18 protein-coding genes and 2 pseudogenes are annotated in these 20313 nt (G+C 63.7%); 8 read left to right on the top strand and 12 right to left on the bottom strand.

Features of this window, described 5'->3' with window-relative positions; genetic code table 11:
• The first annotated feature begins 351 nt into the window (after window positions 1-351).
• The 3 genes from NLY44_RS15340 to NLY44_RS15330 are packed head-to-tail and all read left to right on the top strand — an operon-like array spanning window position 352 to window position 2614.
• Window positions 352-1518 (top strand): ATP-grasp domain-containing protein, encoded by a 1167-nt coding sequence (locus tag NLY44_RS15340; RefSeq protein ID WP_023804784.1) that lies wholly within the window; start codon window positions 352-354, stop codon window positions 1516-1518.
• A gap of 5 nt (window positions 1519-1523) precedes the next feature.
• Entirely contained in the window at window positions 1524-2300 is a 777-nt protein-coding gene (locus tag NLY44_RS15335; RefSeq protein WP_023804785.1) for an esterase family protein, read from the top strand.
• Window positions 2300-2614 carry a nuclear transport factor 2 family protein gene (locus NLY44_RS15330; RefSeq protein WP_031192978.1) on the top strand — a complete coding sequence of 105 codons (315 nt, stop codon included), beginning with the start codon at window positions 2300-2302 and terminating at the stop codon, window positions 2612-2614. Before NLY44_RS15335 ends, NLY44_RS15330 begins: the two co-directional genes overlap by 1 nt.
• Window positions 2615-2624: 10 nt before the next feature.
• Here NLY44_RS15330 and NLY44_RS15325 read toward each other — a convergent pair whose 3' ends face one another.
• Entirely contained in the window at window positions 2625-4160 is a 1536-nt protein-coding gene (locus NLY44_RS15325) for an MFS transporter (protein ID WP_023804786.1), read from the bottom strand.
• 146 nt (window positions 4161-4306) lie between these two features.
• Here NLY44_RS15325 and NLY44_RS15320 point away from each other — a divergent pair, with 146 nt between their 5' ends.
• Window positions 4307-5203 (top strand): LysR family transcriptional regulator, encoded by an 897-nt coding sequence (locus tag NLY44_RS15320; protein ID WP_023669967.1) that lies wholly within the window; start codon window positions 4307-4309, stop codon window positions 5201-5203.
• A gap of 53 nt (window positions 5204-5256) precedes the next feature.
• On the opposite strand, the gene NLY44_RS15315 is transcribed toward NLY44_RS15320, so the two are convergent.
• The 5 genes from NLY44_RS15315 to NLY44_RS15295 all read right to left on the bottom strand — a co-directional run bounded on the left by NLY44_RS15315 (window position 5257) and on the right by NLY44_RS15295 (window position 8893).
• Window positions 5257-6009 (bottom strand): SDR family NAD(P)-dependent oxidoreductase, encoded by a 753-nt coding sequence (locus tag NLY44_RS15315; protein ID WP_023669968.1) that lies wholly within the window; start codon window positions 6007-6009, stop codon window positions 5257-5259.
• 45 nt (window positions 6010-6054) lie between these two features.
• Window positions 6055-7143 carry an AbrB family transcriptional regulator gene (locus NLY44_RS15310; RefSeq protein WP_023711109.1) on the bottom strand — a complete coding sequence of 363 codons (1089 nt, stop codon included), beginning with the start codon at window positions 7141-7143 and terminating at the stop codon, window positions 6055-6057.
• An 80-nt stretch (window positions 7144-7223) separates the two neighbouring features.
• The gene (locus NLY44_RS15305) at window positions 7224-7532 is read right to left on the bottom strand and encodes a putative quinol monooxygenase (RefSeq protein ID WP_023691624.1); all 309 of its coding nucleotides are present in this window, start codon (window positions 7530-7532) and stop codon (window positions 7224-7226) included.
• A gap of 79 nt (window positions 7533-7611) precedes the next feature.
• The gene (locus tag NLY44_RS15300; RefSeq protein ID WP_023804787.1) at window positions 7612-8391 is read right to left on the bottom strand and encodes an SDR family NAD(P)-dependent oxidoreductase; all 780 of its coding nucleotides are present in this window, start codon (window positions 8389-8391) and stop codon (window positions 7612-7614) included.
• 73 nt (window positions 8392-8464) lie between these two features.
• Window positions 8465-8893 carry a DsrE family protein gene (locus tag NLY44_RS15295; protein WP_023686179.1) on the bottom strand — a complete coding sequence of 143 codons (429 nt, stop codon included), beginning with the start codon at window positions 8891-8893 and terminating at the stop codon, window positions 8465-8467.
• 100 nt (window positions 8894-8993) lie between these two features.
• Between NLY44_RS15295 and NLY44_RS15290 the strand changes: the two genes are divergently transcribed.
• Together NLY44_RS15290 and NLY44_RS15285 are read left to right on the top strand one after the other, a co-directional pair.
• Window positions 8994-10082, top strand: coding sequence for a hypothetical protein (locus NLY44_RS15290; RefSeq protein WP_023804788.1), 1089 nt, complete (start codon window positions 8994-8996; stop codon window positions 10080-10082).
• A 28-nt stretch (window positions 10083-10110) separates the two neighbouring features.
• Entirely contained in the window at window positions 10111-10815 is a 705-nt protein-coding gene (locus NLY44_RS15285; RefSeq protein ID WP_023804789.1) for a DUF4272 domain-containing protein, read from the top strand.
• Window positions 10816-11074: 259 nt separating this feature from the next.
• Here the strand turns inward: NLY44_RS15285 and NLY44_RS15280 are convergent, their stop codons facing one another.
• On the bottom strand, window positions 11075-12004 hold the full coding sequence (locus tag NLY44_RS15280) for a cation diffusion facilitator family transporter (RefSeq protein WP_196813681.1): 930 nt from the start codon (window positions 12002-12004) through the stop codon (window positions 11075-11077).
• 23 nt (window positions 12005-12027) lie between these two features.
• Window positions 12028-14177, bottom strand: a pseudogene (locus NLY44_RS15275) (anthranilate synthase).
• Between the two features lie 359 nt (window positions 14178-14536).
• Here NLY44_RS15275 and NLY44_RS15270 point away from each other — a divergent pair.
• Window positions 14537-15307 (top strand): annotated as a pseudogene (locus NLY44_RS15270) (isocitrate lyase/PEP mutase family protein).
• A 1-nt stretch (window position 15308) separates the two neighbouring features.
• Here NLY44_RS15270 and NLY44_RS15265 read toward each other — a convergent pair.
• The 4 genes from NLY44_RS15265 to NLY44_RS15250 all read right to left on the bottom strand — a co-directional run bounded on the left by NLY44_RS15265 (window position 15309) and on the right by NLY44_RS15250 (window position 19599).
• On the bottom strand, window positions 15309-16364 hold the full coding sequence (locus NLY44_RS15265; protein WP_023804790.1) for a succinylglutamate desuccinylase/aspartoacylase family protein: 1056 nt from the start codon (window positions 16362-16364) through the stop codon (window positions 15309-15311).
• 91 nt (window positions 16365-16455) lie between these two features.
• Window positions 16456-17634, bottom strand: a complete 1179-nt coding sequence (locus tag NLY44_RS15260; RefSeq protein ID WP_023686172.1) for an MFS transporter — start codon at window positions 17632-17634, stop codon at window positions 16456-16458.
• A 115-nt stretch (window positions 17635-17749) separates the two neighbouring features.
• Window positions 17750-19141: an FAD-containing oxidoreductase gene (locus NLY44_RS15255; RefSeq protein WP_023686171.1), complete on the bottom strand. Its 1392-nt coding sequence runs from the start codon at window positions 19139-19141 to the stop codon at window positions 17750-17752.
• Complete coding sequence (locus NLY44_RS15250; protein ID WP_023686170.1) at window positions 19138-19599, bottom strand: membrane protein; 462 nt, start codon at window positions 19597-19599, stop codon at window positions 19138-19140. The genes NLY44_RS15255 and NLY44_RS15250 overlap by 4 nt, the downstream gene beginning before the upstream one ends.
• A 154-nt stretch (window positions 19600-19753) precedes the next feature.
• Here NLY44_RS15250 and NLY44_RS15245 point away from each other — a divergent pair, with 154 nt between their 5' ends.
• Entirely contained in the window at window positions 19754-20311 is a 558-nt protein-coding gene (locus NLY44_RS15245) for a sugar O-acetyltransferase (RefSeq protein WP_023686169.1), read from the top strand.
• Window positions 20312-20313 lie beyond the last annotated feature (2 nt).

The raw sequence follows: 20313 nt of genomic DNA, 5'->3' as shown, positions 1-20313 counted from the left end.
CAGATTTTCGTTCGCTTGATGTGAAGTGCCAATTTGAACTGGCCAAGGAGCGTGCGCGTAAGCGGCGGTTCGACCGCCGGGCGCTCCTTCAGCGAACCCGGCGATCGCCGATAAGGCCGAGAAGAAGCAGGGTCGATGCCAGCGCGCGCACGGTCTCGCCGGCAAAGCCGGTCGGACGGGAAGCGACGGAGGAGACGCGCGTGTTCATGGCGGGGTTCATACAGGAGCCGCCATGGACAGGCAAGTGGGCTGCCATTCCACCACTCGCGAGCACTCTTCCCCATGCGCGGCAAATGCGCCAGACTTGCGTGTAGCCGGGGCCGCAATGCTTCGCCGTCGGAGGGATCATCCGTGAATTTTGTTTTCTTCTCGCCGCATTTTCCCGCCAACGGCGCCGATTTCTGCGACCGGCTGAAAAAGGCCGGCGCTACGGTGCTGGGCATTGGCGATGCGCCTTATGAGGCGCTGGACGGGAAGCTGAAGGTGGCCCTGTCGGAATATTACCGCATCGCCGACATGGAGGACTACGATCCGGTGTTCCGGGCCATGGGTCATTTCATCCACAAATGGGGCCGGATCGAGCGCTTCGAGTCACTCAACGAGCATTGGCTGGAGCTGGAAGCCAACATCCGCACCGACTTCAACATCTACGGCACCAAGCTCGATTTCGTGAAGAATTTGAAGCGCAAGAGCCGCATGCGTGCATTCTTCCGCAAGAGCGGCGTCGACACCATCGCCCAGCGCAAATGCTCCGACCGGGCCGGCGCCATGACCTTCATCCGCCGCGTCGGCTATCCCGTGGTGGTGAAGCCCGATTCCGGGTCCGGCGCCTCGAACACCTTCAAGATTTCCAACGCCAGGGAGCTTGACCAGTTTTTCAGAGACAAGCCCGAGGACGTGACCTTCGTCATGGAGCAATTCATCGAGGGGCTGGTGGTGACCTTCGATGGGCTGGTCAACCGTGACGGCGAGGTGGTGCTGGCGGCCAGCCACCGCTACGACCAGAGCATCATGGAAGTGGTCAACAAGGATCGCCACATGAGCTACACCTGCTTTCCCAAGGTCCGACCGGCGATCGAAGAGGCCGGCCGCAAGATCCTCAAAGCGTTCGACGTGCGCGAGCGCTTCTTCCACATCGAGCTGTTCGAAACCAAGGACGACCGCGTCATCGCGCTTGAGGTCAACATGCGGCCGCCCGGCGCCTGGATGACCGATGCGATCAACTACACGTTCGACATCGACGTCTACGCGGCCTGGGCCGACATGGTGGTGAAGGATGCCGCCGGTGGTCCTTATGAGGGCAAGTATTTCACCGCTTATGCCAGCCGCAAGCAGCACCTCCATTATTTGCACAGCCATGAGGACGTGCTAGCCGCGCATCGCGACAAGATCGTCCATCATCAGCCGATAGAAAATGTTTTCAGCCGCGCCATGGGAAATTACGCCTACCAGATGCGCTCGAAGGACGAGAGAGAGCTGCGCGCGGCCGTCGCCTACATCCACGCGGAAAAGGCTTAGACGCGATGGACATCTCCTATCACAAGGGTTTCTCCGGCAATCTCGGCCGCGACATGGAATACAAGCGCTACGGCCATGCCGGCCGGCCGGTGGTGGTGTTCCCGACGTCGCAGGGGCGGTTCTACCAGTTCGAGGATTCCGGCGGGGTTGGAGCGCTGGCCGAATTCATCGATACCGGCCGCATCCAGCTGTTTGCGGTCGACGGCGTCGATTCGGAATCGTTCTTCAACAAGCATGCCGGCGCCGCCCACCGCATCGGTCGCCACGAGGCTTATTTCCGATATGTGCGCGAGGAGGCGCTGCCGGAGTTTCTGGCGACCGCCGAGCAAGCCAATGGCGGGCGCAAATTAAAGCCGCTGTTCACCGGCTGTTCGATGGGCGGTTATCATTCCACGAACTTCGTCTTTCGCTTTCCCGAACTCGCCAGCGGCGTCATCGCGCTGTCGGGCGTCTATTCGGCGGGCGACTTCTTCGGCAAGGCGCTGGAAGGTGATATCTTCTACAATTCACCGCTCGACTATCTGCCCGGCACCGTAGACCCAAAGCTGCTTGCCCGGCTGAAGTCGCTGAGGATGATCTTCTGCTGCGGGCAGGGCGCCTGGGAAGAGCGGATGCTGGTCGAGACCCGCAGGCTGGAACAGATCCTGCGCGATAAATCCATTCCCGCCTGGGTCGACTATTGGGGCGGCGATGTCAGTCATGACTGGCCATGGTGGCACAAGCAGCTGGTCTATTTCTTCGGCCGCTGGCTGGATGATGATCTGATGCACCGGCTCGATTGATGACCACACCCGAACCTATCCGCCGCTTTATCGAGGCCACCAATGCGGGTGATAGCGAAGCCGTTCTCCACACGTTCACAGCCGACGCGTCCCTGACCGACTGGGGGCGGTCCTTCCAAGGCCGCCAGCAGATCGCGCGCTGGAACCAGTCGGACAATATCGGCGTGAAGTCCAATCTTCGCATTGTCCGCATCGCCGAGGTCGAGGGCAGCTACCGCGTCCGCATTGCCGTGAAAGGCAATGGCTTCAACGGCGAGGGTGACATGACCTTCGTGCTGGACGGCCACCGCATAGCGAGCCTCGTCATCTCCTGACGCGGCTCAGCTACCCTTCCTGGCAAACCGGCAGAGCAATGGTCTCGTGTTCCACCGCCGATCCACGGCGCAAGCCGAGAAAGACGACAAGGGCGGTGACGATGGTGATTGCCGCCAGCACGATCAGCAGCCTGTCGAACGCGATCTCATAGGCCTGGACCAGGACCGTGGCTCTGGCACCCGGCAAGCGGGCTGCCGCTTCGCCGATGTTGCCGGTCACCAGCAGCTGCGCGGCGGCGGTTGCATCCAGGGAAGACGCCGTTCCCTGAGCCGCCAGTTGGGCTGCCGTGAAACCCGACAGGACTGCCATGACGATCGCCAGCGCCACGCCTTCGCAAGCGACGCGGGCGGTGTTGAAGATGCCGACCGCCATGCCGGCACGCTCTTTCGGCACGACGCCGACCGCAAGTCCGTCCATCAGCCCCCAGGGCAGGGCGATGCCGATGCCGATGAGGATCAGCGGCGCCACCAGCGCTGCGACGACAGGCGGTGTCAGGCTCAGCCAGACAAGGCCGCCGGCGGCCACAAGCAGGCCGACACCGCAGATCGTTGCCGGAGCGATCCAGCGCGCTACCTGGCCGGCGAGCAGTGGCAGGATCAACAGCGGTCCCGACAGGCAGATCATCAACTGCCCCGCCTTGATCTCGCTCATCCCCTCGATGCCGATGAAGCGGATCGGCAACAGCACCAGCAGGACGACGAAGCCATAGGCGGGAGCGGCCGCCAGGAACTGGACGCCGACGAAGCGGGGAAAGCGGAACAGCGAGAGATCGAGCATCGGCCGGCGCACGCGCCGCTCGACGACGACGAAAGCGGCAAAGCAAAGGGCGGCCGCCACGAGAAGCGCGATCACCAGGGGATCGGTCCAGCCGCTCTGCGGCGCTTGCAGCACCCCGTAGGTCAGCGATGCCAGCGCGATCGTAAAGGTGCCGGCTCCCGCCCAGTCGAGGCCGGTCGCATCCGGATCGCGCGATTCCCTGATGGTGCGCAGGCCGAGCAAAGCGGCTGCAATCGCGAGCACTGCCACCAAGACGAAGATCGATCGCCAGCCGAAAGCATCTATGAGCAGGCCCGACGCGATCGGCCCAAAAGCGAGGCCGATGCCGAAACTGGTGCCGAGGAAGGAGAAGGCGCGCAGCCGCAATGGCCCATCGAATTCCTGGGCAAGAGCGGAGGCGCCGCCGGCAAAGGCGCCGGCACTGCCGAGCCCTTGCGCAGCCCTGAGCACATCGAACCAGACGATATCAGGGGCGAACATCGATCCCAGCGATGCCAGCACATAGGTGGCGAGGCCAACAAGGAAGAGCCGCTTGCGGCCATGATTGTCGGCCAGCGCGCCTGATGCCATCAAGGTGGCGGCGAAGGTCAGCATGAAGGCGTTGGTCACCCAGTTGAGCGCGATCGGGCTGCCGCCGAGGTCGGCCGCAATGCGGGAAAGCGCGACGGCCGGGCCGGTGAAGGTCAAGGGCATTGTCATGGCGGCAAGGCATACCGACAACAGGACAAGCCATGGCGCGACCGCGCCGTTTGTGGTCTTCGAGGTCATGGATTTCCTATCTGAACCAGGATCCGCCGGCCTGCCGCAAGCTTGCTGCGCCGGTCGCAACGGGAAGATAGGCTCGCGACACTTCGAGAAAAATAGTGTTAAATCTCCAGATATACCGGACTGAAACGCTCGAATGGAGAGATGCGATGGAACGCCTCAATGGGCTCCTGGCCTTTGCCCGCACGGCTGAGTTCGGCAGCTTCATCGCTGCGGGCCGCACGCTCGGCATCTCGGCATCGGCCGTCGGCAAGAGCGTCGCCAGGCTCGAGCAGGATCTCGGCGTAAGGTTGCTTCAGCGCAGCACGCGCCGCATCGGCCTGACCGAAGAGGGCAAGCTGTTCAACGAGCGGGTGCGGCGCATCCTCGACGACATCGACGATGCCGAGGCGATGCTGTCGCGGAGCCGCGAAACACCGCATGGGCGGCTGCGCGTTTCGACGCCGATCGTGACCTATCATTTGCTGTTCCCGGTGCTGTCCGAGTTCATGGCGCGCTATCCCGAAATCGAACTCGACATCGACTTTAACGACCGCATCGTCGACCTCATCGACGAAGGCGTCGACATCGCGATCCGCAGCGGCGACCTGCCGGATTCGCGCCTGGTGGCGCGGCCGCTTGCACCCTTCCGGCTGCTGTTGTGTGCGGCACCCTCCTATATCGAGCAGCACGGCAACCCGAGCCGCCCGGACGATCTCGTGAACCATTACGGCATCCGCTTCCGCTTTCCCAACAGCGGCAAGCTGCAAGGCTGGCCGTTCATCGGCGGCAGCGCCGAGCCGCAGGTCCGCTCGATGCTGACCTGCAACAACACGGAGGCGCTGAAGGGCGCCACGATGGCCGGGCTCGGCATCAGCTCGATGCCCGATTTCCTGGTCCGCGAGGCGCTGCGTGACGGCCTGCTGCGCACGGTGCTGGACGACCATGTCGACGGCCGCGGCCAGTTCCGGTTGCTTTGGCCGTCCAATCGCCATTTGTCGCCAAAGGTTCGCGCCTTCGTCGACTTTCTTCCCGACCGGCTTGCCGCGACGCTGAGCGGCTCTTGAATTAGTCCTTCGCGGCCGACAGCGACGGCGACAGCACGGAACAGCGGCGCTTCTCAGTAGGTGGCGCGGCCGCCGGAGAGATCGAACGTTGCGCCGGTGGTGAAGGAATTTTCGTCCGATAGCATGAAGGCGATCATCGCAGCCGCCTCTTCGACTTCGACGAACCGGCCTCGCGGCACCTTGCCCAGCATGTAGGCGACCTGGGCCTCAGTGAGCTGTTCGAGGATGCGGGTGCGGGCGGGCGATGGGGTCAGCGCATTGACGGCGATGTCGTGGCCAGCCAACTCCTTACCGAGCGATTTTGTCAGCGCGAGCACGCCGGCCTTGGCGGCGGAATAGGCGGCGGCATTCGGATTGCCTTCCTTGCCTGCGACCGAGGCGATGTTGACGATGCGGCCGTAGCTGCGCGCGATCATGCCGGGCACCAGGCGCTTGCAGCAGTAGAAGACGCCGTTGAGGTCGATGTCGATTATCTGGCGCCAGGCGGCAGGATCATAATCCGCCACCGTCGCTGCCGGTCCGGCGATGCCGGCATTGTTTACCAGCAGATCGACCGGACCAAGCGAGCGCTCGGTTTCGGTCGCGGCGCTGTCGACGGCCTCCATCAGCGATTGATCGCACAGCAAACCCTCGACCCGGCCGAGCGGGGCGAGTTCGGAAACGGCCTTCGCCATGGCGGTCTCGTCCACATCCCAGATGGCGACGCTGGCGCCCGATGACAGCAGTCGCCGGGCGACAGCAAGGCCGATGCCTTGCGCGCCGCCGGTCACCACGGCGACCCGGCCTGAGAGATCGACGGCATTCACACGACGTTTCATGGGCACTTTTCCTCTTCCCTGGATATTTGAATCTCAGTCCCTGACGGCTCTCGCCACCAGCCGCGCTATGCTCGGCCCGGCGATGAGCACGACCAGGAAGCGGGTCGACTGCAAGGCCATGACGAAGGATATGTCGACGTTCTGCGCGGCGGCGGCAATGATGGCGACGCTGTCCATGCCGCCGGGGCTGGTCGCGAGATAGGCGGTCAGCGGATCGATACCAAGGACGTGGCTTATCAGCCAGGCTAGCCCGCCGCAAAAGGCGATCAGCACGACGATAGAGCCGACGATCTGCGGCAGCGCCCGTGTCGCATGACGCAGGATCGCCCGGGTAAAATTCAGCCCTATCGACCAGCCGACCATCGCATAGGAGAGCGCCAGCAGCCATGGCGGCAATTGCATCGCCACGCCGAAGCCGAGATGGACGATGGTGCCGATGATGAAGGTGCCGAGGAAGAAGGGTGACGGCAGCCGGCACAACCGGCCGAGCAGGCCGCCGACCAGCGCCACGCCGAGCGTGGCGGCAAAGGCTGCCGGTTCGATCGGCGGGAACCAGACGATGGCTGGTACCTCGATGCCCGAAGTGTCGACCCACATCTTGGCGACGAGTGCTGCCGTCATCGAGACGAAGATGACGCGCAGATACTGCATGAAGGCGACGAGGCGCTGATCGGCGCCGAAGGCACCGGCCATCAGCACCATGGCAGTGGCAGCACCCGGCGACGAGCCCCAGACCGCGGTGGTGCCGGGCAGGATGCGCCAGCGGCTGATCAACCAGCCAAGCAGGCTGGACGCCGCAAGGGTCGCCAGCACCACGACAAGGACCAGCGGCCATTCCTTGTAGAACACCGAAAAAATGTCGGTGGAGATCGACGCCGCGACCAGACAGCCGACCAAGGCCTGGGCGGCGGCGAACAGCGGCCGCGGCACGCGCACCGTGGCGCCATTGGTGCCGGCAAGGATCGCCGCCAGCATCGGGCCGATCAGCAGCGCCGCCGGCAGTGCGGCGTATTCCAGCGCGCCGGCGAACAGCAGCGAGACGATCAGCAGCACCAGCCACTGCCGAACCGGACGCATGCGCGCCATGCGTTCGACGGCCGGTTGGTCTGGCGAAGAGTCCATGTTTGGGTCTTAGACCTGGAAGAGAAAAATGCGAACGCTGTCTCGGACGAAATTCACGACCCCGACCCCGCGTTGGGATGTCACTCGTTCTTGATGGCGGGCAGGCCGAAACCGCCGGCCGGATGGGTCTCGACCTGGAATTCGAAGCCGGCGATGATCGGCCGGGCCTTGGCGATCGCTGCCTGGACCTCCGGCAGCTGCAGCGAAGCCTTGTGGCTTGCGGCGTCGGTCCACACTTCGGTCACCCAGATCGCGTCGGCATCGGCCGGGTCGCGGGCGATGACATAACTCAGGCAACCCGGCATGGCGCCGGTCGAGGCTAGCAGCACATCCATGATCGCGTCGCGCTGGCCGCGCGCCGCCCGCATCTTTCCGATCAATCCGTACATTGCCTCTCCCCTTTCTTCCAACCTCAGCAAACGTGCGCACGACATGCATGGTTGCGAGACGCAGTATGCAATTGCCGGCTCACGGCATCAACTGGCCACCGTTCACCTCGATCACCTGGCCGGTGATGTAACCACTCAGGAGATCGGAGGACAGGAAGAGATAGGCGCCGACGCAGTCTTCGGCCGTGCCGGCACGCCCTTGAGGAATGGTGGCGACCATGCCCTTCATCTGCTCGTCGGTGGAATAGCGCTCATGGAAGGGTGTCGCGATGGTGCCCGGCGCCACCGCATTGACGCGGATGCCGAAGCCGATCAGTTCCTTGGCCATGCCGCGCGTCAGATTGGAGACAAAGGCCTTGGCCGAACCGTACAGCCCGGCGCCGCCGCCAGCGCCATTGCGCGCCGCGATCGACGAGGTGTTGACGATGAAGCCGCCCTGCTTCTTCAGCCATGGCATCGCCTTGCGCGAGGCCGTCAGCACCGAGCGGGCGTTGAGGTCCATCACCGCGTCGTAGTGCGCCTCGGTCTGCTCCGCATAGGGCACGCGGCCGAGCATGCCGCCGGCATTGTTGACCAGCCCGTCGAGCCGGCCGAATTTTTCGGCGCTCTCCTCGACTACCCGCTCGACATCGGCTGCCTGTGAGAAGTCGCCCTGTGTCAGGAACACCTCACCGCCGCTGTCGCGGATGGTTTTGGCCAGCGTTTCTGCGGCCTTCCGGCTCGAATTGTAGTGCAGCGCGACCCGGCATTTCTGGGCGGCGTAGGCCAGTGCAAGGGCGGCACCGATGCCGGTCGAAGCGCCGGTGACCAGCACCGCCTTGCCGGCAAGATCGGGGATGACGAGGGTGGTCGCGGTCATGAGCACTTTCCTTTGGGCTGTTTGGCCACCCTTCGTAGGCTCTCATGGCCTTCACGTTCAAGCCCGTGGCGGCTCAGGGCCGGAGATAGGCGTAGCCCTGGCGCTGCAGTTCGGCGAGCTTGACGACGCCGCCCTTGTCGGCGGCGTGGAAGCCCTCGAGCAGGTCGGCAAGCGTGATCTCCATGCCTTGCATGGTGTTGCCGCAGGCATGCGGCTCAAGGCCCTGCTGGACAAGGCCGGCAAAGCGTCCCGAGATCGCCGCCGATATGCCTTTCGACTTGAAGCCGGCGAGGGCCGGACCATGCACGACCAACACGATGTCGACATTGCCGCCGGTGCCTTCATAGTGGTTCTTGATGTTGCCGAGCACGAAGTTGACCTTATCGAGGTCGCTGAGGTGATAGGCGACCTTCGGTCTGTCTTCAGCGGCGGCGGCCCGGCTCAGCCCGAACAGGCCGGCGGCACCGGCAAGGCTGGCCCGGAACATGTCGCGTCGACGCATGGCATCCTCTCGGCTTGGCGCTCCCCGCAAATTGCGTGGCTGCGGCCATGATACTAGCATAAATTCACGTTACGTCCTGTCGATGCGAGGAGGGGGTCACATGGCGTTCAGGAAGTGGAAGGTTGTTGCCAGCGCTGGATTTGGCGCCGTGCTGCTCGGCGCGTTTGCGGGTTTTGCCGGCGATGCGCTTAAATTACCCGAACTCAGCCCGAATGGCGTCGATGCGTGTTTCGGCCGCGTCTATGATGCGGCGCACCTCAAGGCGCATCCAAAGCAGAAGGTGGCGCGGATCTTCTTCCTCTATGGCCATGATCCGGTGAGCCATCCGAACGAGGAGCCGATGGCAAACGCCGACACCTCCTACAACGGTTTTCTCACCACCGTGGTGCGCGGCGCCAAGGCGCCGCAATGGGCCGGCGGCTGGTGCAATCACGAGTCCGAGGACGGCAAGTCAGGTCCGATCCGCTGCGGCATGGACTGCGACCGCACCATGGCGTCGCTGAAGCTCGATGACAAAGGCCGCCTGATCCTCACCGACGTCTCGTCCGATCTCTATCTCGACGCCGGATCGGAAGACGAACTGGGCGAAGCCGAATATGACCAGCAGGCTCTGGGCTCGGAGGACAATAATTTCCGCCTCGACCCGATGCCGGCCGCAACCTGCCAGGCTGAATTCGCCAAGATCGACCCGATCGATCCGGCGCTTGGGGCTCCCTTGCGCGAGCGACTGAAGCCGGACCAGCCTTTCTGTTTCGGGCGAGACTACGATGCCGCGCATCTCTCCTCGCATCCCGACCAGGTGACGCAGTCGATCCGGGTCTTCCGCGGGCCGGTCGAACTCGCCTCCTTTGCCTCAGGCGATGTCGCCAACTGGCCCGACGGCTCCGATGTCGCCGTTTCGGTGACCACCAGGAAGAACGGGACGAAGGTCACGCAGACCTATTCCTGCCAGGGTGAAGCGGATCAATGGCGCTGCGCGGCCAGTTCGAAGATGAGCAACTTTTCCTGCGATATCGCGCAAAAGGAAATCTTCCTCAAGCGCGGCGCCAACGGCACCATGATGCTCGCCAATCCCAACAGCAGCCTGGCGATCGTCGATTTGTGCTCGAAGACGGCGGATGGCAAGACGAAGTCGGACGACAAGGTTTACCGGTTGGAGGCCATGCCGCAGTCGGCGTGTGCGCCTTAGTCACTTTAGCAGCCATTTGGAAATGAATATGATGCGTCGCAGCTTTCTTGGTTTTCTGACTTCCTTGGCTTTCATCGGTTCCGCCAACGCTGAAGGCGAGGCTGAGGCTCGCAAGGCGGCCTCAACAGCACAGTTGAAGAAGGAGGGCGTGCCGTTCATCGACCATTTGCCGACGATCGAAACCGAAGCCGAAAGTCGGCGACGAACGAAGGACGAGGTGGTTAAACGCGCCATCGCACTGGTGATCGTGGCCGTCACAGCGGAGACCAATGATCGAAATCTTTTAAGCAACTTGATCAGCCAGTTTGGAGCCGAAGGGTTTTTTACGCCCAAAGAGCAAGCGTTTGTCGGTAACCCCGTTGCAACCGAGCAAGATCGCGCAAATTTTAGCTGGCGCTATGAAGGGGCTTTCGTAATGTTGTGGGCGTTGCAAGTCTTCAAAAACCTTGGGCGTCCAGACAAGCCTTGCGATGTGTCGCGTATGGTTTCGGTGTTGCGTGACCTCGACACGGAAGGGCTGCTCAAGCGGGCCAATTTGCGCCCGCAAAGCGAGCTTCTCGATGCTGCCGATCTGATCTATCGGTACAATTGGGCTGTGATGGATGCGCGGGTGAATGGGAAAGCCGCGCCGGCAGGATTGGAACGAGACGTGGTTGTCGAACGTCATTACGCGCTCAATTGGCTGATTGGGTATATGGGGCAGGAATGGGATAACATCTCGACCGACACATGATGAGCCGATCGCAAGCGGGTGCTACCTTGGATCGGACTTCGCTTGCCGAGTTTGGATTTGACGAACTTAGACGGTTCGCCTGACTACGCTTTTGCCGAGGCCGAGCTGGCGCGCGCTTGAGCAGCAGGCGCTGCCCGATTTGGAGGCAATCAACGCCTGGATGTAGCCATTGGCGGGCTACCCCACATGGCGGTAATGGCGCAATCGATCCGGCGAGGTCGGCAGATCCTCGCCCGAGGATGATGCCCTGAGTTTTTCCTCAAGCAAACGGCACAGCAGTGGTGCCTTTCGGCAGCTTCGCCTCGTCGTCGGGCTCGACATGGATGGTGACGCGCACCGAGGGGATTTCGGCCTTCAGCGCGTCCTCGATGCGGTCGCAAATGACGTGGCTGGCGCCGACCGTCATGTCGGCGTCGACGACCAGGTGGAACTCGATGAAGGTGGCGCGGCCGGCGATGCGGGTCTTGAGGTCATGAACCTCCAGCGCGCCCTTGCAATTGGCCGAGATGATGTCGCGAATGTGCATGTGTTCGGTCGTGTCCACTGCGCGGTCCATCAGCCCGTTCATCGACGAGCCGATGACGTGCCAGCCCTGCCACAGGATGTTGAGCGCGACGATGACGGCAAGCGCCGGATCAAGGATCTGCCAACCGGTCAGGATAGCGCCGACGAGGCCGCCGAAGACGCCGACCGAGGTCACGACGTCGGTCATGATGTGCCGGCCGTCGGCGACCAGCGCCGGTGATTTTGCGCTGCGCCCGGCGCGGATCAGCGTCCAGGCCCAGAAGGCGTTGATGACGGTGGCGACGCCGTTGATCGCCAGGCCCTCCCAGGGTTGTTCGAGCGGGGTCGGCGTCTGCCAGGAGCGCCAGACCTCGTTGAGGATCAAAAGCGCGGCGAGCACGATCAGCACGCCTTCCAGCACCGCCGAAAAATACTCGGCCTTGTGGTGGCCGAACGGATGGTCCTGGTCGGCCGGCTTGTAGCTGACCAGGACCGCCCAATAGGCGGCGGCCGAGGCTATGACGTTGACGATCGACTCCAGCGCATCCGAATAGAGCGCAACGGAGCCGGTGACGTACCATGCGGCAAGCTTGAGCGCGAGCACCACGCAGGCGATGACAATCGACCAGAAGGCAAGGCTGGCGATCCTTTGCCTGGCCGCTGCCTTCGCTGCGATCGCCGCCATGTTGTCCGTCGCCGCCATCGTTTCTAAGCGGCCTTTTCCTTGGCCTTGCGCGGCAGATGCGCAACGATGTTTTCGATGATGCGCATGCCGGCATTGTGGCCGAGCGTCATGATCGATTCCGGATGGAACTGGACGGCGGCGATCGGCTCCTTGCGGTGTTCGAAGGCCATGATGATGCCATCCTCGGTCTCGGCGGTGACGATGAAATCGTCGGGCAGCCGCACCGGATCGGCAAAGATCGAGTGGTAGCGGCCGACGGTCACTTCCTTGGGCAGGCCGGAGAAGATGATTCCGGGCTTGGAGACGCGGATGCGCGACGGCTTGCCGTGCATCGGCACGTGCAACTGCCTGAGTTCGCCGCCATAGGCCTCGGCCAGCGCCTGCAGGCCAAGGCAGACACCGAAGATCGGCAGGTCGCGGGCGCGGGCGTTCTTGATGGTCGCGGCGCAGTCGAAATCCTTCGGCGTGCCCGGTCCGGGCGACAGCACGACGAGATCGGGCTTCAGCCGTTCGAAGACTTCTTCCGGCACCGGCGAACGCACGGTCGAGACATTGGCACCGGTCTGGCGGAAATAGTTGGCCAGTGTGTGGACAAAGGAGTCTTCGTGGTCGACGAGCAGGATGTTGACGCCGTCGCCGACGCGCGCGGTGGTGCGTTCGGCGCCTGCGGCATTGCCCAATTTGGCGTCGCGAATGGCGGAGAGCATGGCGGATGCCTTCAGTTCGGTTTCGGCTTCTTCTTCCTCGGGATGCTGTCGAAGAGCAATGTGGCGCCGGCTCGCACCTCGGCAATGCCGTCCTTGATGCGGATGGTGCGGAGCGTCAGGCCGGTGTTCATGTCGCCGTTGAAATTGACCATGCCGATGGCGCCGCCATACCAGGCACGCGGGCTCTTTTCGTTCTGCTCGATGAAGCGCATCGCCCACAGTTTCGGCGCACCGGTGACGGTGACCGCCCAGGCATGCGACAGGAAGGCGTCGAAGGCATCCATGCCTTCGCGCAGGCGCCCTTCGATGTGATCGACGGTGTGGATCAGGCGCGAATACATCTCGATCTGGCGGCGGCCGATGACGCGCACCGAGCCCGGATCGCAGACCCTGGACTTGTCGTTGCGGTCGACGTCCGAGCACATTGTCAGCTCGGATTCATCCTTCTTGGAGTTGAGCAGCTTCAGAATCTGCTCGCTATCGGAAATGGCGTCGTCGCCGCGCTTGATGGTGCCGGATATCGGGCAGGTCTCGACGCGGCGGCCATTGACGCGCACGAACATTTCGGGCGAGGCGCCGATCAGATACTCGTTTTCGCCGAGATTGATGAAGAAGGAATAGGGCGACGGGTTGATCGACTTCAGCTTGCGCGAGATTTCGGAAGGCTGCGTCTCGCAGCGTTCGTAGAACATCTGCCCGGGCACGACCTCGAACAGGTCGCCGCGCTTGAAACTGTCCATCGCCTTGCGCACCAGATTGGCATATTCGCCCGGCTCATGGTCGCCGCGCGGCGGGATGCGGTCGGCGGTCTTGAACGGTTCGGCAATTTCGTCGCGCGGCAGCCCCTCGGTTGAAAAACCGTCGCCGGAATAATCGTAGCGGTCGGTCCAGGCCTTGGTCGAATAATGGTCGACGACCAGGATCTCGTCAGGTAGGAACAGCACGAGATCGCGCTGGCTCTGTTTGCGCTCAAGCTTGTAGTCGACTGGATCGAACTGGAAGGCGAGGTCGTAACCGAAGGCGCCGTAAAGGCCGAGATTGGCGTCTTCATCGGTCTTGAACAGAGCGGTGATGGCGCGCAGCACAGTAAACACAGAGGGGACGCGGCTGCGCTCTTCCTCGGTAAAGACGCGGCCGGGCTTGGCGACATCGAGGCGGATCAGCTTTTTCGAGGTTTCAGCAATCGTCACCTCGGTAATGCCCGCCAGCGTCTTGCCGATCACCGGCAGCAGCACTTCGCCACGGCCATTCAGCGCCTCGATGCGCATGGCGCGGCCACGCGCGGAAATCACCAGCGGCGGATCGATGATGGCCGTATCCCAGCGTGTGTAGCGGCCCGGATATTCGTAATTCGAGGAAAACACCGCACCACGGCGCGAGTTCAAGCCATCGACATAGGCATCGATCGCACCGGCGTAAGGCTTGTCGTGGCGTTCGCGGGTGATGGTGACACCACCTGCGGTCACGAAGCTTTCCGCGCCGTTTCCAGAGCCTTCATCGTCATTGCCGTCTCCATATGGCTTGTTGGGGCAACGGACCCGGGAATGGCTTTGAAAAAACAAATGGCCGCCCGGACATTCCGTTGCGGCCACCCTCTATTTTCACGCGCACGCGTTCGAACAGGCCGCTGTCAGCGAGCCCACCACCAAATGGTCTTGATCGAGCGCATGTTCATGGGCGAAATCCATAGCGGCGAAAAGCCGGATGCGCAACAGGTTTGAAAGGCCTGTTTGTGGCCGCCGCTTCCGCAGCCCATGGCACATCGCCAAGGCTTGGGGTCCTGCCTAGACTGTTCGTCCAACATCGGAAAGACGGGAAGACAGCAATGACCGAGCAGATCGAGCGCGCACGCAGGTTCCATGCGCTCCACGTCAGGGGCAACCCGATCGTTCTCTACAATGCCTGGGATCCGGGCTCGGCCAAGATCGTCGAGAGGGCGGGCGCCAAGGCGATCGCCACCGGCAGCTGGCCGGTCGCGGCTGCTTTTGGTTATGCCGATGGCGAGAAAATCCCGCTGGAGCTGGCGCTGGACAACATCAGGCGCATCGTCGCGGCAGTCGACCTGCCGGTGACCATGGACCTCGAAGGCGGCTACGGCGTCGAGCCGGAGACTGTCGCCCAGACGGTGACACGTGCCCTGCAGGCCGGCGCCATCGGTTTCAATTTCGAGGACCAGATCGTCGGCGGCGCCGGCCTGCACGACATCGCCATACAGGTGAAGCGGATCGAGGCGGCAGCGGCGGCGGTGAAGGCTTCCGGCATTCCCGCCTACATCAACGCCCGTACCGACATTTTCCTCAAGGCCAAGCCGGATGTGCATGACAGCGTGCTGCTCGACTAGGCCATCGAGCGGGCGCACGCTTATGAAAAGGCAGGAGCGAGCGGCTTCTTTGCGCCGGGGCTCGGCGACGAGGCTCTGATCGAGGCGCTGTGCAAGGCCACCGTGCTGCCGGTCAACATCATCGCGCTGGCGCATGTGCCGCCGCGCCAGCGCCTGGCCGAGCTTGGTGTCGCCCGTGTCAGCCACGGCCCGGTGCCGTACCGGCAAATGGCCGAATGGCTGGAGGCCAAGGCGCGGCTGGCGATTTCGGGTTAGCTCAGTCCTCCAGCGTGCCTGACCTCGCGTCGGCGCTCTTCTTGTTGCCGACCAGCTTCAAGAGATCCTCGCCGGCGCGGATGATGCGGCGTGAGCGGCGGGTCAGGATGACGCCGTCCTGCGGCGCCAGCACTTCGGTGCGGCCACCGGCCTCGCCCGGTGTGTGGACGATGGTGGCGAGGCGCGCGCCCTCGGCGACGCGGTCGCCGGGCTTGACGTCGTAGAGGATGGCGCCGGCCCGGGGCGCCGGCATCATGTCGATGTTCTCCAGCGGCGCGACGAGGCCCTTGAACGCGCCGGGTGCGGGAAGGGCGGTATCGGCGATGACGCCGCGCGCCGCCAGCAGCCGGTAGAGGCCTTCGGCATCGGAACTTGCCAGCGCGCCGTCGACATCCAGCATGCCACGGTATTCTACCGTGGTGGCAACGCGGCGGTCGAGCTTCGCCACGTTGGCGGGGACGTTCTGGTAGGGCATGATCGTGGCGCCCTCGAAGGTGCCGTCGGTGTCCTCGCTCCACAACACCACGGCGTCGATACCCATGGCGGCGGCGCAATCGGCCATCGCCGGCCACAGGCTGGCGTGGACGTAGAGATAGGCAAGGCCCTCGTCGTCGCAATGCAGGTCGAGCACGATGTCGTGGCCGAGCGACAGCTGCACCAGACGGGTCTTCAATCGCTGGTCGGGGGTGCCAAGCGTGGTGTCGGGCAAAAGCTTGGCGTCCGGTGCTGCGAGCAACGGAAAGCCGCGGTTGAAATTGTTGCGGGTGCCGAGATGAAAGCGGCCCTGGTGCTCGCCGAAATGATATTGGGCGCGGCCGATCGGATTGGCCCAGGGCACGACCGTGATGCTGCCCTTGATGCGGCCTTCGGCTTCGGCCTTGTTCAGCGCCGGCATCAGCGCGTCGATGGCGACGACACCAGGCAGTTCACCGGCGTGGAGTGCTGCCTGGAGATAGGCCGAAGGTGCTGCCTTGTCGGCGCCGGCGAAGCGGAACACCGGGAATTCGTAGGAAACGCCTTCGGTGTCGCCGGCGATGCGTTCGATCGATTTCTGCATGGGATGCCTCCAGGATAAGAGGCAGAACACATGCACTTTTGCCGAAGGGCTGTCGATTGGTCCAGTTCGCGCCGCCATGGGCGCAATGGAATTATTCGGCGGCGGCCGGAACCGTCGTTATCGGCGCCGATCCTTCGAGCGCCTGCGAGACAACGGCTACGCTGACCGCCAGCAGGGCCAGCACCGCGCCGACCAGCGGCAAATGAGCATAGGAAACGCCGGCCGACAGAGCCACGCCGCCGATCCAGGCGCCGCTGGCATTGCCGATATTGAATGCGCCGTGGTTGAGCGTGGCGGCAAGGTTCGGCCCTTCCGAAGCCGCTTCGACGACGCGGATCTGCAGCGGCGGCACGACGACGAAGATCAGCAGTCCCCACAAGAAGACGACGCCGATGGCGACGCTGGCGATAGCGCCGAACTGCATGAAGCCGACAAACAGAACTGCCATCAAAAGCAGCGTGCCGATGACCGTCGGCATCAATTTCCAGTCGGCCAGCCGGCCGCCGATGATGTTGCCTATGGTCATGCCGGCGCCGAACAGCAGCAGGACCCAGGTGACCGCGGAGGTCGACAGGCCGGAGACATCGGTAAGGTAGGGCTTGATGTAGGTGAAGACGGCAAACAGGCTGGCCGAGGCCAGCGAGGCGATCAGCATGGCGAGCCAGACCTGCAGCTTGCCCAGCACGCGCAGTTCGCTGCGCAGGCCGCCGCCGCTCGGTTCGACGACATTGGATGGCACCAGCCAGGCGATGGCGGCAACAGAGATCAGGCCGATGCCGACGACGGCGAAGAAGGTGGAGCGCCAGCCGAAGGCTTCGCCAAGCGCGGTGCCGGCAGGAACGCCGAGAATGTTGGAGAGCGTCAATCCCGCGAACATCATCGCCATGGCGCTGGCGCGCTTGTTGCGCGGCACCAGGCTGGCGGCAACGACGGAACCAATGCCGAAAAAGGCGCCATGACCGAACGCGGTGAAGACGCGCGCGGCCATCAGAAGCCAGTAATTGGGCGCAATGGCGCAGAGCAGATTGCCGACGACGAACATCGCCGTCAGCGCGACCAGCACCGGCTTGCGCGGCAGATGCGCGGTGGCCATGGCGACGATGGGTGCGCCGAAGACGACGCCCAGCGCATAGCCGGTGACCAGCAGGCCGGCCGAGGGGATCGACACGCCGAGATCGGCCGCAACCTCCGGCAACAGGCCCATGATGACGAATTCGGTGGTGCCGATGCAAAAGGACGCAATGGCAAGCGCAAGGATCGGCAAAGGCATGGAAAATCCAGACTGAATCGGTTCAATTCAGACTGAACGAGAAGCCTTGCCGCGCGCAATGCACATTGCTGCAACGCACCAATGCAGAAAGCGCTGAGCTTGACGCGGAGCTATGTCAGGCGAGCGGCTTCAGCTCCTGGGCGATGGTTGGCAACAGCTCCGAGACGTTGGGGTGGATATGCACGGCGCGCGCCAGCGTATCGACCGGCGCCTTGGCGTACATCAGGTCGAGCACGCAGTGCACCGCCTCGTCGCCGCCGGGGCCGAGCACGGAGCAGCCGAGGATTTGCCTGGTGTCGGCATCGACCAGGATCTTCATGAAACCTTGCGTCTCGCCCTTTTCGATGGCGCGGCCGACGCGGGTCATTGGCCGCTGGCCGACCAGCGCCTTGCGCCCGGATTTCTTCACCGCCGCCTCGGTCATGCCGCAGCGGCCGAGCGGCGGATCGATGTAGAGCGCATAGGCCTCGATGCGGTCGCTGACCTTGCGCGGATCGTCGTCGAGCAGATTGGCGGCAACGATCTCATAATCGTTGTAGGAGGTGTGGGTGAAGGCGCCCTTGCCGTTGCAGTCGCCCATTGCCCAAATGCCGGGCACGCTGGTGCGCAGCTGGTCGTCGACGGTGACGAAGCCGCGCAGATCGACCGCGACGCCGGCCTTATCGAGGCCGAGATCGTCGGTGTTGGGGGTGCGGCCGAGTGCCAGAAGCACATGCGAGCCGACCGCCGGCGGCTTGCCGGATGAGAAGGTCACGGCGATCTCCTTGCCCTGTCTGGCAAAGCGGATGTCGTCGGCGCCGACATGGACTTCTATGGCTTCGTTTTCGAGGATCGATAGGACGGCCGCCGACACGTCCTCGTCCTCGCGGCCGGTCAGGCGCGAACTCTTCTCGATGACGGTGATTTCAGAGCCGAAGCGGCGAAACATCTGCGCGAATTCAAGAGAGATGTAGCTGCCGCCGACGACGATAAGATGGCGCGGCAAAACATCGAGATCCATCATCGAGGAGTTGGTGAGGTAGTCGACGTCGTTGACGCCCGGCAGGTCGGGCACCGAGGCGCGGCCGCCGGTGTTGAGGAAGATCTTTTCGGCGGTCAGAAGGTCGCCGCCGACACGCACGGTGTTGGCGGATTCGAAGCGGGCGTGGCCGCGATAAAGCGTGCAGCCCTTCATGCCGGCGATCCACGTCTCCAGATTGCTGCGGGAGTCGTTTGTGACCTTGTCCTTGCGCGCCTTGATCCTCTTGTAGTCCACGCCGACAGGGCCTGAGAACGTCACGCCGTAGTCCGCGGCACGCCGCGCCAGATGCGCGGCATAGGCGCTGGCGACCATGGTCTTGGTCGGCATGCAGCCGGTGTTGACGCAGGTGCCGCCGACCAGCTTGCGCTCGATCAGCGCCACGCTCATGCCGGCTGACGTCAGCCGGCCGGCGAGAGGAGGGCCGGCCTGTCCGGCGCCGATGATGATGGCGTCGTATGTCTTGGCGTCTGAGGCTTGGGCAGTCATACCACCGCCGCCACGATCAGCAGGCCGCCGATGATCGCCACCGCGTCCTCGATGAGGGCGGCAGGCAAATCCTTGCCGAAGGCGGCGGCCAACCGGCCGCGCGCTTCGCCGCCGCCATAGGTGCCGATGACAGCACCGATGGCGCCGGCAATCAGGCCGCCAATGGTGGAACCGGCAGTGGCACCGATCACCGCGCCGCTGAAGGCGCCAAGCAGGATGCGGGCGCCGAATTGCTGCGGAACCTTGCGGCTCGGCGTCGAGGGCAGCTGGTCGGTGACCAGTTCGACGATGGCGAGGATGGTGAAGATACCGACGGCGGCCCAATGGCCCATGAAACTTGCCCAGGTGCCGGCCACCGGCAGCCAGCCGAGATAGGCGCCCCAGGCGATCGCGCCCGGCGCGGTCATGGCGCGAAGACCGGCAATGACGCCGATCAGAAGTGCAAGCAAATAGAGCATGTCGATCCCCTCGAAAGCAGGCCCGGGACTGGCCCACGAGGGCAAGCTAGCATAGGTCCTACGTTTGACGAGAGTAGGCGATGGTGCTTCTTCCATCAGCGAGCATTGTACTTTGGTAACCAGTCGAACATGACGAAGGGACGGAGTCGCTGTGATGGCCGGAAGCGAACGCACAAGGATGATTGCAGGCGAATGGTACACCTGCATCGACGACGAACTGGAGGCGCTGCGGGCGATCGCGCGCGATGCGGTGTTCGAGCATAATACGCTACGGCCCCAGCAACGCGGCAATATCGGCCCGGCGCTATTGGCGCTGCTCGGCAGCGCGGGCGCAGGCTCCCGCATCGAGGCGCCGTTCCACTGCGCCTACGGTTTCAACATCCATCTCGGCGACGGCGCCTTCCTCAATGCCGGCTGCACCATCCTCGATACCGCGCCGGTGCGTATCGGCAGGCGGACGCTTCTCGGCCCCAATGTGCAGATCTACTGCGCCGAGCACCACAAGGAGGCCGCTGGCCGTCAGTCGGGACTGGAGATTGCCAGGCCGGTCACCATCGGCGATGACGCCTGGATCGGCGGCAGCGCCATCATCCTCGGCGGCATCAGCATCGGCGATGGCGCCATAGTCGGCGCCGGCGCGGTGGTGACGCGCGACGTCCCTGACAACACCACGGTGGTCGGCAATCCGGCGCGGGCGGTCAAGCGGGGCTGAAC

Origin of the sequence: Mesorhizobium sp. C089B (genome assembly GCF_030323125.1) — a bacterium.
Lineage (GTDB): Bacteria > Pseudomonadota > Alphaproteobacteria > Rhizobiales > Rhizobiaceae > Mesorhizobium.
The sequence above is the reverse complement of the archived record's forward strand: the minus strand, read 5'-3'. Positions and strand labels throughout refer to the sequence as shown.